Genomic DNA, 17,481 nt, shown 5'->3' on the forward strand with positions numbered 1-17,481 from the left:
ATGGAAGCGGCGCGCTCCATAATCGCGACGTTCTGACTGGCTGCAGCTGTCCACCGGACCGGTGGGCGATTCGCTGCGGCCTTGCAGCGTCTGCGGTGGAGCCTGTCCCGCACGCGAACATCACGGCGATCCGGCGCGCGCGTCCCGCGGCGTCCGGGAACACGAAGAAAGAGGTACTCTCCTCCATGGCGACCAAGGCGAAGGCTCGGGCCAACACCGGCACCGCGAAGCGGCGCATCCGCAAGATTTTCGGCGACATCCACGAAGTGGTGCAGATGCCGAACCTGATCGAGGTCCAGCGCGAGAGCTACGAGCAGTTCCTGCGTTCCGACAAGGAGATCGATTACGTTTCCGGCCTCGAGAAGACGCTGCGCAGCGTGTTCCCCATCCGCGACTTCGCCGGCACCGCCGAGCTGGACTTCGTCAATTACGAGCTCGAGCCGCCGAAATACGACACTACCGAATGCCGCCAGCGCGGCATCACCTACGCGGCCCCGATGAAGGTGACGCTGCGCCTGATCGTGTTCGAAGTGGACCAAGAGACCGAGACCCGCTCCGTGCTCGATATCAAGGAGCAGGACGTCTACATGGGCGACATGCCGCTCATGACCGAGAACGGCACCTTCATCATCAACGGCACCGAGCGCGTGATCGTGTCGCAGATGCACCGTTCGCCCGGTGTGCTGTTCGACCACGACCGCGGGAAGACCCACTCGTCCGGCAAGCTGCTGTTCGCCGCGCGCGTCATTCCCTATCGCGGTTCGTGGCTCGATTTCGAGTTCGACGCGAAGGACATCGTAAACGTCCGCATCGACCGCAAGCGCAAGCTGCCGGTCACCAGCCTGCTCTACGCGCTGGGTCTCGATAGCGAGGCGATCCTCGATCACTTCTACGACACCGTGACGTGGGAACGGGCCAAGGACGGGTGGAAGATTCCGTTCGTGCCCGAGCAATGGCGCGGCGTGAAGCCGGGCTTCGCCCTGGTCAATGCCGACACCGGCGAGGAAGTGTTCGGCGCCGGCCACAAGATCAGCCCGCGCGCCGCTAATAAGGAGGCCAAGGACGGCCTCACCACGCTGCTGCTGCCGACCGAGGAAGTGTTCGCCCGCTACGCCGCGGCGGACATGATCGACGAATCCACGGGCCGCATCTACATCGAGGCGGGCGAGGAAGTGTCGCCCGAAAACCTCGAGGCGCTGGACAATGCCGGAATCGACCGCATCCAGCTGCTCGACATTGACCACGTCAACACCGGCCCGTGGATCCGCAACACGCTGCAGGCCGACAAGGCCGAGAATCGTGAAGAGGGTCTGGAGGCGATCTACAAGGTGATGCGCCCGGGCGAGCCGCCGACCAAGGAAACCGCCGAGGCGCTGTTCGAAGGTCTGTTCTTCGATGGCGACCGCTACGACCTGTCGGCCGTCGGCCGCGTCAAGCTGAACATGCGGCTCGAACTCGATGCCGAAGACACCGTCACCACGCTGCGCAAGGAAGACATCCTTGCGGTGGTGAAGGAGCTCGTCGGCCTGAAGGACGGCAAGGGCGAAGTCGACGACATCGACAATCTCGGCAATCGCCGCGTGCGTTCGGTGGGCGAACTGCTGGAAAACCAGTACCGCGTCGGCCTGCTGCGCATGGAGCGCGCCGTGAAGGAGCGCATGTCTTCGGTCGACGTCTCGACCGTGATGCCGAACGATCTCATCAACGCGAAGCCCGCCGTGGCCGCGGTGCGCGAGTTCTTCGGCTCCAGCCAGCTGTCGCAGTTCATGGACCAGACCAATCCGCTGTCGGAAGTCACCCACAAGCGCCGCGTCTCGGCGCTCGGGCCGGGCGGTCTGACGCGTGAGCGCGCAGGCTTCGAAGTCCGCGACGTTCACCCGACCCACTATGGCCGCATCTGCCCGATCGAGACGCCGGAAGGCCCGAACATCGGCCTGATCAACTCGCTCGCCAGCTTCAGCCGGGTGAACAAGTACGGCTTCATCGAGACGCCGTATCGCCAGGTGAAGGACGGCAAGGTCACCAGCGACGTGATCTACCTCTCCGCGATGGAGGAGCAGAAGCACACCGTCGCGCAGGCTTCCGCCGAGCTGACCGAAGACGGCAGCTTCGTGGAAGAGCTGGTTTCGGCGCGCCATTCGGGCGACAACCTGATGGCCCCGCGCGAGCAGATCACGCTGATGGACGTTTCGCCCAAGCAGCTCGTCTCGGTCGCGGCCTCGTTGATCCCGTTCCTGGAAAACGACGACGCCAACCGCGCGCTGATGGGTTCGAACATGCAGCGCCAGGCGGTGCCGCTGGTTCGCGCCGAGGCGCCGTTCGTGGGCACCGGCATGGAAGAGACCGTGGCGCGTGACAGCGGCGCGGCGATCACCGCCAAGCGCGGCGGCATCGTCGACCAGGTCGACGCGACCCGTATCGTCATCCGTGCGCAGGGCGATGTGGAGGCCGGTCAGTCCGGCGTCGACATCTACACCCTGCAGAAGTTCCAGCGTTCCAACCAGAACACCTGCATCAACCAGCGTCCGCTGGTGAAGGTGGGCGAGACGGTGGAGCCGGGCGACGTGATTGCGGACGGTCCCAGCACCGATCTGGGCGAGCTGGCCCTGGGCAAGAACAGCCTCGTCGCCTTCATGCCCTGGAACGGCTACAACTACGAGGACTCCATCCTCATCTCCGAGCGCATCGTGAAGGACGACGTGTTCACCTCGATCCACATCGAGGAATTCGAGGTGATGGCCCGCGACACCAAGTTGGGTCCGGAAGACATCACCCGCGACATTCCCAATGTGGGCGAGGAAGCGCTGCGCAACCTCGACGAAGCAGGCATCGTCTATATCGGTGCCGAAGTACACCCGGGCGACATCCTGGCGGGCAAGATCACGCCGAAGGGCGAAAGCCCGATGACGCCGGAGGAAAAGCTCCTCCGTGCGATCTTCGGCGAGAAGGCCAGCGACGTGCGCGACACCTCGCTCCGCCTGCCGCCCGGCGTTGCCGGCACGGTGGTCGAGGTGCGGGTGTTCAACCGCCACGGTATCGAGATCGACGACCGTACCCGCGCGATCCAGAACGAGGAAATCGAGCGTCTGCGCAAGGACAGCCAGGACGAACGCGCGATCCTCAACCGGGCGACCTACAACCGGCTGCGCGATATGCTGATCGGCCAGACCGCTTCGGCTGCGCCCAAGGGCGTTAAGAAGGGCACGGAGATCAGCGAGGAGATGCTCGACGGCATCGACCGCCACGAATGGTTCAAGTTCGCGGTGGCCGACGACAACCGTCAGGCCCAGCTGGAGGCGGTCAAGACCCAGTACGACGAGGCCGTGAAGGGCATCGATCACAAGTTCGAGGACCGCAAGGAGAAGCTCGAACGCGGTGACGAGCTGGCCCCGGGCGTGCTGAAGATGGTCAAGGTCTTCGTCGCGGTGAAGCGCAAGCTGCAGCCGGGCGACAAGATGGCCGGCCGTCACGGCAACAAGGGCGTCATCTCGCGCATCCTGCCGCAGGAGGACATGCCGTTCCTCGAGGACGGCACCCCGGTCGACATCGTGCTGAACCCGCTGGGCGTGCCCTCGCGCATGAACGTCGGGCAGATCTTCGAGACCCACCTCGGCATGGCCGCACGCGGTCTCGGCCAGCAGGTCACGGCGGCGCTCGACGAATGGCGCAGCGCCAATCCGGACCCCGAAGCCGCCGCGCCGCCCGAAGCGGTGAAGGCCAAGCTGAAGGAGGTCTATGGCGACCAGTACCACGCCGACATCGACGCCCGTTCGACTTCGGAAATCGTGGAGCTGGCCGGCAATCTGCGCATGGGCGTACCCATGGGCACTCCGGTGTTCGACGGCGCGCGCGAGAGCGACGTGACCGAACAGCTCGAGAAGGCGAACCTGCCCGGATCGGGCCAGGTCACGCTGTTCGACGGCCGCACCGGCGAGGCGTTCGACCGGCAGGTCACCGTCGGCTACATCTACATGCTGAAGCTGCACCACCTGGTCGACGACAAGATCCACGCACGTTCGATCGGGCCGTACAGCCTCGTCACCCAGCAGCCGCTGGGCGGCAAGGCGCAGTTCGGCGGCCAGCGCTTCGGCGAGATGGAGGTCTGGGCACTCCAGGCCTACGGTGCGGCCTACACGCTGCAGGAGATGCTGACCGTGAAGTCCGACGACGTGGTCGGGCGGACCAAGGTCTACGAAGCAATCGTCAAGGGCGACGACACCTTCGAGGCCGGCATTCCGGAAAGCTTCAACGTGCTCGTGAAGGAAATGCGCAGCCTCGGCCTCAACGTCGAACTCACCAGCCTGGGTGAGGACGACGAGGACGGCGACGGCCTCGCGATAGCGGCTGAATGACGATGGCGCGGGCGGCTCCGGTCGCCCGCACCTTCGCCCAGGATTTCTCCCCCCAAGGGATTTGAGACATGAACGAACTGACCAAATTCACCAACCAGCTGGCCAAGCCGGAAACCTTCGACCAGATCCAGATCGGTCTGGCATCGCCGGAGCGTATCCGCAGCTGGTCCTTCGGCGAGATCAAGAAGCCGGAGACGATCAACTACCGCACGTTCAAGCCTGAGCGTGACGGCCTGTTCTGCGCGCGCATCTTCGGTCCGGTGAAGGATTACGAGTGCCTGTGCGGCAAGTACAAGCGCATGAAGTACAAGGGCGTCGTCTGCGAGAAGTGCGGCGTCGAGGTCACCGTGACCAAGGTCCGCCGCGAGCGCATGGGCCATATCGAACTGGCCGCGCCGGTCGCGCATATCTGGTTCCTGAAGTCGCTGCCGAGCCGTATCGGCCTGCTGCTCGACATGCAGCTCAAGCAGCTGGAGCGCGTGCTCTATTTCGAAGCCTATATCGTCACCGAGCCGGGCCTGACTCCGCTGGAGAAGTTCCAGCTGCTGACCGAGGACGAGCTGCTCGAGGCGCAGGACGAGTATGGCGAGGACGCCTTCTCCGCCGGGATCGGCGCGGAAGCGGTCAAGTTCATGCTGATGGATCTGGACCTCGAACAGGAGAAGGCCGACCTTCTCGAGGAACTCGAGACCACCAAGTCCAAGCTGAAGCCGGCCAAGATTATCAAGCGGCTGAAGGTCGTCGAAAGCTTCATCGATTCGGGCAACCGCCCCGAGTGGATGATCCTGGAAGTCGTCCCCGTGATCCCGCCCGAGCTGCGCCCGCTGGTGCCGCTGGACGGCGGCCGTTTCGCGACGTCCGACCTCAACGACCTCTATCGCCGCGTCATCAACCGCAACAACCGGTTGAAGCGCCTGATGGAACTGCGCGCGCCCGACATCATCGTGCGTAACGAGAAGCGCATGCTGCAGGAGGCGGTCGACGCGCTGTTCGACAATGGTCGCCGCGGCCGTGTCATCACCGGCGCCAACAAGCGCCCGCTGAAGTCGCTGTCCGACATGCTCAAGGGCAAGCAGGGCCGCTTCCGCCAGAACCTGCTCGGCAAGCGCGTCGACTATTCGGGCCGTTCGGTCATCGTGACCGGTCCCGAGCTCAAGCTGCACCAGTGCGGCCTGCCCAAGAAGATGGCGCTCGAGCTGTTCAAGCCGTTCATCTACGCCCGCCTCGACGCCAAGGGTCTGTCCATGACCCTGAAGCAGGCGAAGAAGTGGGTCGAGAAGGAGCGCAAGGAGGTCTGGGACATCCTGGATGAGGTCATCCGCGAGCATCCCGTCCTCCTGAACCGCGCGCCCACGCTCCACCGCCTCGGCATCCAGGCGTTCGAGCCCGTGCTGATCGAGGGCAAGGCGATCCAGCTGCACCCGCTCGTCTGCTCGGCCTTCAACGCCGACTTCGACGGCGACCAGATGGCCGTCCACGTTCCGCTTTCGCTGGAAGCCCAGCTCGAAGCGCGCGTGCTGATGATGAGCACCAACAACATCCTGTCGCCTGCGAATGGCAAGCCGATCATCGTGCCCTCGCAGGACATGGTGCTGGGCATCTATTACCTGTCGATGGAACGGCAGGAGCACACCCCCGAATATATCGAGGAGAAGGACGGCACGAAGATCGAGAAGCTGCCGCGCTTCGCCGACATGGCCGAAGTGCACCAGGCGCTCGAGATGAAGGCGGTTTCGCTCCACTCCAAGATCATCGCCCGCGTTCCGCAGGCGGACGAGGACGGCAAGACCGTGATGAAGCGGTTCGAGACGACCCCGGGCCGCATGCTGATCGGCGAATGCCTGCCGAAGAACCACAAGGTTCCCTACGACATCATCAACCGCCTTCTGACCAAGAAGGAGATCGGCGACGTCATCGACCAGGTTTATCGCCACACGGGTCAGAAGGACACGGTGCTGTTCGCCGACGCCATCATGACGCTGGGCTTCCGCCACGCGTTCCGTGCCGGCATCTCGTTCGGCAAGGACGACATGATCATCCCGCACGAGAAGGACGGGATGATCGAGCAGACCAAGGAACTGGTGGCCGGTTACGAGCAGCAGTACCAGGACGGCCTGATCACCCAGCAGGAAAAGTACAACAAGGTGATCGATGCCTGGAGCCGCTGCGGCGACCAGGTGGCCGACGCGATGATGGAGAAGATCAAGTCGCAACCGATCGACGACGACGGCAAGCAGGCGCAGATCAACTCGATCTACATGATGAGCCACTCCGGTGCGCGTGGTTCGCCGGCGCAGATGAAGCAGCTCGCCGGCATGCGCGGCCTGATGGCCAAGCCGTCGGGCGAGATCATCGAAACGCCGATCATCTCGAACTTCAAGGAAGGCCTGACCGTCCTCGAATACTTCAACTCCACCCACGGCGCGCGTAAGGGCCTGGCGGACACGGCGTTGAAGACCGCGAACTCGGGTTACCTGACCCGCCGCCTCGTCGACGTGTCGCAGGACTGCGTCATCGTCGAGGAGGACTGCAAGACGCAGAACGCGCTGGAAATGCGCGCGATCGTGCAGGGCGGTTCGGTCATCGCCAGCCTCGGCGAGCGTATCCTGGGCCGGACCACGGCGGAGGACATCGTCCACGCCGCGACCGGCGAGGTCATCGTGAAGGCGGGAACGCTGATCGACGAGCCGATGGTGAAGGACATCGAGGAGGCCGAGGTGCAGGTGGCGAAGATCCGTTCGCCGCTGGTCTGCGAGGCGGAGCAGGGCGTTTGCGGCACCTGCTACGGTCGTGACCTCGCCCGCGGTACGCCGGTCAACATCGGCGAAGCCGTCGGCGTCATCGCGGCGCAGTCGATCGGTGAGCCCGGCACCCAGCTAACGATGCGGACCTTCCACATCGGCGGCGCGGCGCAGCTCAACGAGACGAGCCACCTCGAGTCGGTCTCTGACGGTAAGGTCGTCTATCGCGACATGCCGACGATCAACGACAAGAAGGGTCGTATCCTGTCGCTCGCCCGCAACGGCGAACTGGCGGTGATCGACGCGGAAGGTCGCGAGCGCGAGATCCACAAGGTGCCTTACGGTACCGTCCTGATGCACAAGGACGGCGAGAAGGTGAAGGAAGGCGATCGCCTGGCCGAATGGGATCCGTTCAGCCTGCCGATCATCACCGAGCAGTCGGGTGTCGTGCGCTTCCAAGACCTGCTCGAAGGCACCACGCTGGAAGAGCGGGTGGACGATGCCACCGGTATCGCCCAGCGCGTCGTGACCGAGAACCGGGCGACGGGTCGCAAGAAGAACGAGGACCTGCGGCCGCGCCTGACCCTGCTGAACGATGCGAACGACGAGACGGAGGCCGCGCGCTACATGCTGGCGCCGGGCACCACGCTGTCGGTCCAGGACGGCCAGCAGGTCGACGCGGGCGACATCCTTGCCCGTGCCAGCCGCGAAGCTGCCAAGACGCGCGACATCACCGGCGGTCTGCCGCGTGTTGCCGAGCTGTTCGAAGCGCGTATTCCCAAGGACAACGCGATCATCGCCAAGATTTCGGGCAAGATCGAATTCGTCCGCGAATACAAGGCCAAGCGCAAGATCGCGATCGTTCCGGAAGAAGGCGAGGCAGTCGAGTACCTGATCCCCAAGACCAAGGTGATCGACGTGCAGGAAGGCGACTTCGTGAAGAAGGGGGACACCCTGATTTCCGGTTCGCCGAACCCGCACGACATCCTCGACGTGCTGGGCGTGGAGGCGCTGGCCGAGTATCTCTGCACGGAAATCCAGGAAGTCTATCGACTGCAGGGCGTGAAGATCAACGACAAGCACATCGAGGTGATCGTTCGCCAGATGCTGCAGAAGGTCGAGATCACCGACAGCGGCGACACCGTGCTGCTGCCGGGCGAACAGGTCGATCTGGAGGAGATGAACGCGGTCAACTCGAAGCTGGGCAAGGGCAAGAGCCCGGCCCAGGGCAAGCCGATCCTGCTCGGGATCACCAAGGCTTCGCTGCAGACCCGCAGCTTCATCTCGGCGGCTTCGTTCCAGGAAACCACCCGCGTGCTGACGCAGGCGGCGGTCGAAGGGAAGAAGGACACGCTGATCGGGCTGAAGGAGAACGTGATCGTGGGCCGTCTCATCCCCGCCGGTACCGGCGCGGCGATGAACCGGGTGCGCATCACCGCCTCCAGCCGCGACGCCGCGCTCCGTGCGCAGTGGAAGAAGGCGCAGGAAGATCTGATCGCTGCCAACACCGCCGCGGAAGAGCACGAGGCGGAGCTGGAGCAGGGTCCGGAAGCAGCCACCGGCGACGATCCGATCGCGCGGATGGAGGGCGAAACCCACGGCACCGACGCCGATGCGGGTGAGTACCTCCAGACCTCCGACGAGGGCGAAGCGAGCGACCCCGCCAGCTGAGCCGTTCGATCCGTCGAACCGAAATGAAAGGCCCCGCCGGAGCGATCCGGCGGGGCTTTTTCTTACCGGCCTTGCCGGCGGCGCTTCCGGGCCGTCGACCTGGGCGCTCATCCTCGCCACGGGCTCGCTCGATTGCGCGCGATCGCCGCACGGCGGGGCATTCGGTCACGCTCTTCTCGCAATGAGGCGGGCGCCGCGCTAAGCGGCATGGCATGACCATCACGCGCTTCGCCCCTTCGCCCACGGGGCGCCTCCATGTCGGCAACATCCGCACCGCGCTGCACAACTGGATGCTGGCGCGAAAGGATGGCGGGCGCTTCATGTTGCGGATCGACGATACCGATGCGGAGCGCAGCCGCGAGGAATATGTCGATGCCATCCGCGCCGATCTCGCCTGGCTGGGCCTCACGCCCGACGGCGAGGAACGCCAGTCGCTGCGGCTGAACATGTACAACGTCGCGTTCGAGCGGCTGCGCTCCGCAGGGCGGATCTACCCGGCTTACGAGACTGCGCAGGAGCTGGAGCTGAAGCGCAAGATCGCACTGGGCCGCGGCCTGCCCCCGATCTACGACCGGGCGGCGCTGGCGCTGACCGAAAAGGAGCGCGCGGCAAAGGAGGCGGAGGGGATCGCGCCCCACTGGCGCTTCCGCCTCGATCACGACCGCCCGATCGAATGGGACGACGGGGTGCGCGGGGCCCAGAAATTCGATCCGGCGCAGCTGTCCGATCCGGTGATCCGCCGTGCCGACGGCTCGTGGCTCTATATGTTGCCGAGCGTGCTCGACGACATCAACATGGGCGTGACCGACGTCCTGCGCGGTGAGGATCATGTGTCGAACACCGCCGCGCAGATCCAGATGTTCGAGGCGATGAATGCGCGCCCGCCCCGTTTCGCGCACGAGGCGCTGCTGGTCGGGAGCGAAGGCAAGCTGTCGAAGCGGCTCGGCTCGCTTGGCTGCGAAGCCTTTCGCGAACGGGGGATCGAGCCCGAGGCGCTGGTCGCGCTGCTGGCGCGGCTCGGCACCAGCCAGCCGGTCGAACCGATCGCCGACCGTGCGCGCTTGCTGGACAGCTTCGACCTGTCGACCTTCGGGCGCGCACCGGCCAAGTTCGACGATGCCGAGCTTGATCGGATCAATGCTGCGATCGTGCATAAGCTCGATTTCGCCGAGGTCGCGGACCGCTTGCCCGCCGGGATTGACGAAGCGGGCTGGCATGCGATCCGGCCCAACCTGTCGCATGTCGGCGAGGCGGGCGACTGGTGGCGGCTCGTCACCGGACCGATCGAGCAACCCGATTTCTCCGCCGAGGACCGCGTGTACCTGTCGGAAGCAGCCGATGCCCTGGTGTGGTCCGACGATCCCTGGCAAGCGCTCACCGCCACGCTGAAGGAGCGCACCGGACGCAAGGGTAAGCAGCTGTTCCTGCCTTTGCGCCAGGCGCTGACCGGCATGGATCACGGCCCCGACATGGGCGAACTGGTCCCCCTGATCGGCGAAGCGGAAGCGCGCGCCCGGCTCGCCCGGGCGGCGGGAGGCAGCCGATGAGAGTGTTCTCCGATCCCGCGCAGGTCGAGCATGCGCCCACGCGCGAGCTGCACAATGGCGGATGGATGGACTATGCGGAGGTGCCCGCGCGGCTCACCTCGGTGCTGGATGCCTGCGGTCCGGGCGAACCGGCGCGCGATTTCGGGATTGAGCCGATCCTGGCGGCGCACGATCCCGCCTATGTCGCATTCCTGCGCGATGCGTACCGCCAGTGGCGCGCCGCCGGGCGCGAAGGCGATGCGATGGGATACGTCTTTCCGATCGTGGCGCGTAGAAAACTGGAGCTGGAGCGGATCGATGCGAAGATCGGTGCCTATTCCACCGACGCGTCGACCCCGATCGCGGCGGGTACGTGGGACGCCGCCTATGGCGCGGCGCAGAGCGCTCTGACCGGGATGGACGCCGTGCTGACGGGCGACCGGGCCGCCTTCGCGCTGTGCCGGCCGCCCGGGCACCATGCCGGGGCGGATTACATGGGTGGCTATTGCTACCTCAACAATGCCGCCATCGCCGCCCGCGCGGCGCAGGCACGCGGGGCCGGCCGGGTGGCGATCCTCGACGTCGATTATCACCACGGCAACGGCACGCAGGACATCTTCTACGAAGACGGAGAGGTGCTGTTCGCCTCCATCCATGCCGATCCGAAGACCGACTTCCCGTTCTACTGGGGCCACGCGGACGAGCGCGGCGCGGGTGCGGGAGAGGGCGCGACGCTCAACCTGCCGCTGCCGCAGGGCACCGAATGGAGCGGATACGCCCCCGCGCTGGAGAAGGCGCTAGCCACGGTCCGCGCACATGGCCCGGACTTGCTGGTGATCTCCTACGGCGCAGACACCTTCGCAGGCGACCCGATCTCGCAATTCCGCCTGCACCGCGATGATTACACTGCGATGGCCGGCATGATCGCTGCCCTCGGCGTGCCGACGCTTATCGTGATGGAAGGGGGCTACGCGGTCGACGCGCTGGGATCGAACGTGGCGGCGTTCCTGGCCGGATGGGGCTAGGAACGCCGCGCTAGCGCTCAGGCAGCCAGCGCGGCCTTGCGCGGGCGCCGCTTGGCGGAGCGCATCATGCCGCCGATGAGGCCGAAGCCGAGGACGAGCATCGCCCAGGTCGTGGGCTCGGGCACGCCGCCGGCGGTCGGATTGAATTCGCCGCCCAGCGCGCCGAGATGGACTTCGCCGTTCTGCACCGCGCTCTTCACGACGGTGCTGCCCTGGATGAAATTGCCCAGCGTCGCCGCGGCATTGGGGGCCAGGACCGAACCGTAGAAGGCGGTGCTGTTGCGGATGGTGGTGGCCTGGTAGAAATTCCACAGCACATTGGTGCCCAGGCCATTCGAATTGCCCAGGAAGTTGTCGTTCAACACGATGTCCTTGCCGGCCACATTGATGACGACGGTTTTCGCACCGTTGAGGTTGAACTGGATTTCACCGATCGAATTGAGCTGATCGCCCGTGATCGAGAAGACCGCCTGCCCCATCGAATCCGGCAGCACGTTGAAGGTACCGCGGTTGAAGGTGAAATCGGCGATATTGGTCGCGGTCATGCCGGACAGGTCGGTCGAAAGCGCGCCCAGCGACTGGGTCAGCGCATTCCCCTGCGCTGCGAGGCCCGCGGCAAAGGCCGGATTGGTTCCGTTCAGATTCTGGTTCACGGTGTTCTGGTTGACATTGGTGTTCTTGACCGCGCCGCCCGCGTTCACCGTCTGCGCCGGACCGTTCAGGTTGAAGCCGCTGTTCACCGTTCCGCCGACATTGGCACCGCCCTGCAGGTTCTTGGTGCCGCCATTGACGTCGCCGACCACGGTCAGGCCGGGCGTGCCATTGCTAGAAGGCGCAACCTGCTTGATCTGATAGTTCGAAGAGTTTCCGTTGAGGTTTCCGCCGACGAAGGTGCGCCCTTCGACTTCCGAGCTGGACTTCAGGTCGCCCAGAACGATCAGGTTCCATTCGCGCATCGCATCGGTGCCGGTGATGACCGGGGCTGCGGCGGCTGGCGTAGCGAGCAGTGTGACGGCGACGGACGCCATGGCCGAAAAGGCGATCTTGCGCATGCTTGGAAACTCCCTGAACGACCCGCTAACCATAGATGCGCGCGCAATTACATCCACGCGGCCAGCTCGGCAAGCGCGTGAACGCCGCCGATCCCGGAATGACACACTTGTCAAGCCTCGGAGACGGGCGGTATCGTGCCCGGCCCGCCGATGGGCGCGCGTTCCCTATTCCGCGTGCTGGTCCAGCTCGTTGCCGGTCAGGGTGACGACGTGCAGCAGATTGGTGCTGCCCGGCGTACCGAAGGGAACGCCCGCCAGCGCGATCAGCTTCGCGCCGGCTTGGCCGAACCCATGGCGCAAGGCCATGCGCTTGCCCTTGGCGATCATCTCCTCGAAGCTGCCGATGTCGCGCGTCGCCACTGCGTGTGCGCCCCACAGCAGGGCGAGCCGACGGGCGATCCGGGTCGATGGAGTCAGCACCAGCATCGGCACCTTGGGCCGCTCGCGCGCCACGCGCCGGGCCGTGCTGCCCGATCCCGTGAACACCGTGACGGCCCCGATCGGGACGGTATCGGCGATGGTCATGCAGGCATGGGCTAGGGCATCCGCAGTGGTCGGATCGGGCGCGGTTTCGAGGAAGCGCACGCGGCCGAGATAGGCATCGTCGTTTTCCACCTGCCGGGCGATGCGGTGCATGATCGTCACCGCTTCCTCCGGCCAGTCGCCCGCCGCGGTTTCCGCGCTCAGCATCACCGCATCCGCACCGTCGTAAACCGCATTGGCGACGTCGGACACCTCGGCGCGGGTCGGGGTCGGGCTCTCGATCATCGATTCGAGCATCTGCGTCGCCACGATTACCGGCTTGCCCGCCAAGCGCGTATCGTTGACGATCCGCTTCTGCAGCGGTGGGACTTCTTCGGGATCGAGTTCGACGCCCAGGTCCCCGCGCGCCACCATCACGCCGTCGGACAGCTCGATGATCTCGGCCAGGCGGCGCACCGCCATGGGTTTCTCGATCTTGGCGCACAGCGCCGGGATCTGCGCGCCGCCGCCCATCAGCTTGCGCGTTTCCGCCAGATCGTCGGGCCGCTGGACGAAGGAGAGGCCGATCCAGTCCGCGCCCTGCTCCACCGCGAAAGCGAGGTCGCGCCGGTCCTTTTCGGTCAGCGCCGGAATGGGAATCTCGGCGTCGGGCACGTTCACGCCCTTGCGGTCGGAGATGACCCCGCCGACCTCGGCCGAGCACAGTATCTCGTTTTCGTCCGCGCGGATCACCCGCAGCTTGATCTTGCCGTCGTTGATCAGGAGGCGCTGCCCCTTCTCCAACAGGCCGAACAGTTCGGGATGGGGCAGCTCGACCCGGGTCTCGTCGCCGGGTTCGGGATTGCGGTCGAGCGTGAAGTGACCCGAATGGCGGATCACCGCCTTGCCGTCCTTGAACGTGCCGACGCGCAGTTTCGGCCCCTGCAGGTCGCAGAAGATCGCGATCGGGCGGCCGAATTCCTTCTCCACCTGCCGGATCGCCCGGATGGTCTCCGCGTGCGTCGCATGATCGCCATGGCTCATATTGACGCGGAAGGCGTCGGCACCGGCCTTGTACAGCTTGCGCAGCATTTCGGGGGAGCGGCTGGCGGGGCCGGTGGTGGCGAGGATCTTGACCTTGCGGCCCCTCGGATCGAACTTCGGCGGATCGAGCTTTTGCATGGAGCAACGCTATGGCACAGGCGCGTTGCAACTCAAGGACGAAGCCGAAGGACCCCGAATGGATACGAATGCACCCGACCCGCTCGATACGCTGGACGATGCGACCGCCGCCGCCGCCTTCCGCCGGCTGGTGCGCCATCTGCGCCACCGGCACGACGCGCAGAACATCGATCTCATGGGCCTGTCAGGCTTCTGCCGCAATTGCCTTGCCGACTGGATCCGCGATGCCGGGTACGAAGGCGACAAGGCCCAGGCGCGGGCGCTGATCACGGCATGCCGGCCGACGAGTGGAAAGAGCGGCACCAGTCGCCCGCGACCGAAGAGCAACTGGAACGGATGAAGGCCAGCGTCGCGAAGAACGCGGCGGATTAATCTTAGCGCCAGGGTTCACCGCCCGCGCGCGGCTGGCTATCGAGCCGCCAACCGATTCTGATTTTTGCCGGAGAACACCCAAGATGGCCGAAGCCACCGACGACCGCCTGCGCCTGCTGATCGAGCGTATCGAACGCCTCGAGGAAGAGAAGAAGGGCATCGCCGACGATATCCGCGACGTCTATGCGGAGGCGAAGGCGACCGGCTACGACCCGAAGATCATGCGCCAGATCGTGCGCCTGCGTAAGATGAAGCCGGACGATCGCAGCGAGCAGGAAATGATCCTCGACACCTACAAGGCCGCGCTCGGCATGGGTTGAGGCGTTGCCCCGCCGCGACGGGCGCATCGGAACAGGTGCGCAGGCCAAGTGGTTGATCTTTCGAACCTAAAATCGAAGGACCGACCATGACTGAACAGGCTACCGGAAGCGCCGACGCCAATTTCATCGAACCCATCAGCGAAGAGCCCGGCATGCCGGGCCACGAATCGCAGATGGACGACAAGCCCGACTGGCGCCCGCGCTATCCGGGCTCGGGGCGGCTGAAGGGCAAGGTGGCGATCGTCACCGGCGCCGACAGCGGCATCGGGCGCGCCACTGCGGTGCTGTTCGCGCGCGAGGGCGCGAATGTCGCGATCGCCTATCTGTGCGAAGACGACGATGCCGAGAAGACCCGCGAGCTGTGCGAAGCGGAAGGCGCGCGTGCCTTCACCTTCCGCGGCGATCTGGGCAAGCAGGAAACCGGTGCCAAGCTGGTCGAGAAGACCATCGACACGTTCGGCCAGGTCGACGTGCTGGTGAACATCGCGGGCGAGCAGCATCCGGATGAGGATATTCGCGACATCACCGCCGAGCAGCTGCAGCGCACCTTCCAGACCAATATCTTCTCGCAGTTCTATCTGGTCCAAGCCGCGCGGCCGCATCTGAAGAAGGGCGCGGCGATCGTGAACTGCACCAGCGTGACGATGTATCAGGGGCAGCCGATCCTGCTCGACTATTCGAGCACCAAGGGCGCGATCACCGCCTTCACCCGCTCTCTGTCGGAGAACCTGATCGAGGACGGCATCCGCGTGAACGCCGTCGCGCCGGGGCCGATCTGGACGCCGCTCAACCCTTCGGGCGGGCAGCCGAAGGAGAACATTCCCGACTTCGGCGAGAGCACGCCGATGGGCCGCCCGGGCCAGCCGAACGAGGTTGCCCCATCCTTCCTCTTCCTTGCCTGCAACGACTCGTCCTATATGTCGGGGCAGGTCCTGCATCCCAATGGCGGGTCCGTGATCAACGGCTGAGAAGGAGAGAGCCACCATGGCAGGCCCCTGGAAAGACGCGCGCGACATCGTCGTGACCACAACGCCCACGATCGAGGGCAAGCCGATCCAGGATTATCTGGGCATCGTAACCGGCGAGGTGATCGTCGGCGCGAACCTGTTCCGCGACCTGTTCGCCAATATCCGCGACATCGTGGGCGGCAGATCGGGCAGCTACGAACGCATCCTGCGCGACGCGCGCGAACAGGCGATCCAGGAACTGCAGGCCGAATGCGGCAGCCGCGGCGGCAACGCGGTGGTGGGCGTCGACCTCGATTACGAGGTGATCGGCGATACCGGTTCAATGCTGATGGTAAGCGCGAGCGGGACGGCGGTTAGGGTTTGACTATCGCCACGCGCTTGGGCGTGGCTATCCCGCGTAGTGCGCTAGCTTTCGGCGTGACTTTTGCCGCCATCTTCCTGGTTGGCTTCGGGCTCGAATATGCTGGAGCGCCATAAGATGGCCAATCGGGTCTCGGCGCATTTATCACCGCGCTGCCTGAATGGCCAGTGGTCGCGCTTTTGGTCCTTTTCTTCTCCTTTTCTCGCTCTGAGAAGTGAGCCGAGCGGGCATCGCTGGATTCGTTGATAGTCTCGTAGTTGCCCCCAACCGATCACCCGGTGTAAGGCTCTCCGCACAGCGGGACCCCGCGTTGGGGTCCCCAAAAAGTACCACTTTTTGGGGTAATCATGGCAGGCCATTCCAAGTTCAAGAACATCATGCACCGCAAGGGGGCGCAGGATAAGAAGCGCTCCAACCTGTTCTCCAAGCTCAGCCGCGAGATCACCGTCGCGGCGAAGATGGGGATGCCCGATCCCGACATGAACCCGCGCCTGCGTTTGGCGGTGAATGCGGCAAAGGCGCAGTCCATGCCCAAGGACAACATCCAGCGCGCGATCGACAAGGCGAGCGCGGCGGACGGCGACAATTACGAGGAGGTCCGCTACGAAGGCTACGGCCCCGGCGGCAGCGCGATCATCGTCGAGACCCTGACCGACAACCGCAACCGTACCGCCACATCCATTCGCACCGCTTTCAGCAAGCATGGCGGCAATCTCGGCACCGAGGGCAGCGTGGTCCACGGCTTCGAGCGGCTGGGCTACATCATGTACCCCGCCGATGCGGGCGGCGAGGACAAGGTGCTCGAAGCGGCGATGGAAGCAGGCGCGGAGGACATCACCAGCACCGATGATGGCCACGAGATCTGGACCGCGGCGGAGGATCTGCACCAGGTCGCCTCCGACCTGGAGAAATCGCTGGGCGAGGCGCAGGAGGTCAAGCTCGCGTGGAAGCCCAACCTCACCGTTGACATGGACGAACAGGGTGCCTCCACGCTGCTGAAGTTGATCGACGTGCTCGACGATGACGACGACGTGCAGACCGTATGGGGCAATTACGACATCTCCGACGATGTGATGGAGAAGGTGGAGGGGTAATGTGGAGCTTCATCGCCAAGGCGGCGCTCGCCGGGGTGATGATCGCAGCCATAGCGGAGATCGGTCGACGCCTGCCCGCGACCGCGGCGATCGTCGCGTCGTTGCCGCTCGTGTCGGTGCTGGGGATGATCTTCCTGTGGCACGCACGACCCGATGCGGAAAATATGGCGATCCACGCGCAGGCGACCTTCTGGTACGTCCTGCCCAGTCTGCCGATGTTCCTGCTGATCCCGGTACTCCTTCGCTCGGGGACCAATTTCTGGATCGCGCTGCTGGCCGGATGCGCGCTGACCGTGGTGCTGTATCTGGGCATGAGCGCGATCGGACCGCGGCTCGGGCTGAAGCTCTGAGCGCA

11 protein-coding genes and 1 pseudogene are annotated in these 17,481 nt (G+C 65.1%); 10 read left to right on the forward strand and 2 right to left on the reverse strand.

Translation table 11 applies throughout. The annotated features are described in order from the left end of the window. The first annotated feature begins 185 nt into the window (after positions 1-185). From rpoB to F7D01_RS09150, 4 genes are all read left to right on the forward strand, one after another. Positions 186-4,352: a DNA-directed RNA polymerase subunit beta gene (gene rpoB / locus F7D01_RS09135; protein ID WP_215227300.1), complete on the forward strand. Its 4,167-nt coding sequence runs from the start codon at positions 186-188 to the stop codon at positions 4,350-4,352. 68 nt (positions 4,353-4,420) lie between these two features. After that, on the forward strand, positions 4,421-8,764 hold the full coding sequence (gene rpoC / locus F7D01_RS09140; protein ID WP_215227301.1) for a DNA-directed RNA polymerase subunit beta': 4,344 nt from the start codon (positions 4,421-4,423) through the stop codon (positions 8,762-8,764). A 212-nt stretch (positions 8,765-8,976) separates the two neighbouring features. Further along, positions 8,977-10,311, forward strand: a complete 1,335-nt coding sequence (gene gltX, locus F7D01_RS09145; RefSeq protein ID WP_215227302.1) for a glutamate--tRNA ligase — start codon at positions 8,977-8,979, stop codon at positions 10,309-10,311. After that, a complete protein-coding gene (locus F7D01_RS09150) occupies positions 10,308-11,315 on the forward strand; it encodes a histone deacetylase family protein (protein ID WP_215227303.1) in 1,008 nt (335 codons plus the stop codon). Before gltX ends, F7D01_RS09150 begins: the two co-directional genes overlap by 4 nt. Positions 11,316-11,332: 17 nt before the next feature. On the opposite strand, the gene F7D01_RS09155 is transcribed toward F7D01_RS09150, so the two are convergent. Together F7D01_RS09155 and pyk are read right to left on the reverse strand one after the other, a co-directional pair. Continuing rightward, on the reverse strand, positions 11,333-12,367 hold the full coding sequence (locus F7D01_RS09155) for a collagen-binding domain-containing protein (RefSeq protein WP_215227304.1): 1,035 nt from the start codon (positions 12,365-12,367) through the stop codon (positions 11,333-11,335). A 165-nt stretch (positions 12,368-12,532) separates the two neighbouring features. Continuing rightward, positions 12,533-14,011, reverse strand: coding sequence for a pyruvate kinase (gene pyk, locus F7D01_RS09160; protein ID WP_215227305.1), 1,479 nt, complete (start codon positions 14,009-14,011; stop codon positions 12,533-12,535). Between the two features lie 58 nt (positions 14,012-14,069). Between pyk and F7D01_RS09165 the strand changes: the two are divergent. From F7D01_RS09165 to F7D01_RS09190, 6 genes and pseudogenes are all read left to right on the forward strand, one after another. Then, positions 14,070-14,383 (forward strand): annotated as a pseudogene (locus tag F7D01_RS09165) (DUF1244 domain-containing protein). A gap of 83 nt (positions 14,384-14,466) precedes the next feature. Further along, positions 14,467-14,703 carry a DUF2312 domain-containing protein gene (locus F7D01_RS09170; RefSeq protein ID WP_215227306.1) on the forward strand — a complete coding sequence of 79 codons (237 nt, stop codon included), beginning with the start codon at positions 14,467-14,469 and terminating at the stop codon, positions 14,701-14,703. Positions 14,704-14,789: 86 nt separating this feature from the next. Next, on the forward strand, positions 14,790-15,671 hold the full coding sequence (locus tag F7D01_RS09175; protein ID WP_215227307.1) for an SDR family oxidoreductase: 882 nt from the start codon (positions 14,790-14,792) through the stop codon (positions 15,669-15,671). 16 nt (positions 15,672-15,687) lie between these two features. Further along, entirely contained in the window at positions 15,688-16,035 is a 348-nt protein-coding gene (locus F7D01_RS09180) for a heavy metal-binding domain-containing protein (RefSeq protein WP_251566672.1), read from the forward strand. A 344-nt stretch (positions 16,036-16,379) separates the two neighbouring features. Further along, entirely contained in the window at positions 16,380-17,126 is a 747-nt protein-coding gene (locus F7D01_RS09185; RefSeq protein WP_215227308.1) for a YebC/PmpR family DNA-binding transcriptional regulator, read from the forward strand. Next, positions 17,126-17,476 carry a DUF3147 family protein gene (locus F7D01_RS09190; RefSeq protein WP_215227309.1) on the forward strand — a complete coding sequence of 117 codons (351 nt, stop codon included), beginning with the start codon at positions 17,126-17,128 and terminating at the stop codon, positions 17,474-17,476. Before F7D01_RS09185 ends, F7D01_RS09190 begins: the two co-directional genes overlap by 1 nt. Positions 17,477-17,481: the final 5 nt, after the last annotated feature.

It is taken from the genome of Erythrobacter sp. 3-20A1M, from assembly GCF_018636735.1.
GTDB lineage: Bacteria > Pseudomonadota > Alphaproteobacteria > Sphingomonadales > Sphingomonadaceae > Alteriqipengyuania.

What these genes read in the sequence shown, in the direction of transcription:
- rpoC (WP_215227301.1), top strand. Translation starts at nt 4,421, where the DNA reads ATGAACGAACTGACCAAATTCACCAACCAGCTGGCCAAGCCGGAAACC.
- F7D01_RS09190 (WP_215227309.1), top strand. Translation starts at nt 17,126, where the DNA reads ATGTGGAGCTTCATCGCCAAGGCGGCGCTCGCCGGGGTGATGATCGCA.
- gltX (WP_215227302.1), top strand. Translation starts at nt 8,977, where the DNA reads ATGACCATCACGCGCTTCGCCCCTTCGCCCACGGGGCGCCTCCATGTC.
- F7D01_RS09170 (WP_215227306.1), top strand. Translation starts at nt 14,467, where the DNA reads ATGGCCGAAGCCACCGACGACCGCCTGCGCCTGCTGATCGAGCGTATC.
- pyk (WP_215227305.1), bottom strand. Translation starts at nt 14,011, where the DNA reads ATGCAAAAGCTCGATCCGCCGAAGTTCGATCCGAGGGGCCGCAAGGTC.
- F7D01_RS09150 (WP_215227303.1), top strand. Translation starts at nt 10,308, where the DNA reads ATGAGAGTGTTCTCCGATCCCGCGCAGGTCGAGCATGCGCCCACGCGC.
- F7D01_RS09180 (WP_251566672.1), top strand. Translation starts at nt 15,688, where the DNA reads ATGGCAGGCCCCTGGAAAGACGCGCGCGACATCGTCGTGACCACAACG.
- F7D01_RS09175 (WP_215227307.1), top strand. Translation starts at nt 14,790, where the DNA reads ATGACTGAACAGGCTACCGGAAGCGCCGACGCCAATTTCATCGAACCC.
- rpoB (WP_215227300.1), top strand. Translation starts at nt 186, where the DNA reads ATGGCGACCAAGGCGAAGGCTCGGGCCAACACCGGCACCGCGAAGCGG.
- F7D01_RS09185 (WP_215227308.1), top strand. Translation starts at nt 16,380, where the DNA reads ATGGCAGGCCATTCCAAGTTCAAGAACATCATGCACCGCAAGGGGGCG.
- F7D01_RS09155 (WP_215227304.1), bottom strand. Translation starts at nt 12,367, where the DNA reads ATGCGCAAGATCGCCTTTTCGGCCATGGCGTCCGTCGCCGTCACACTG.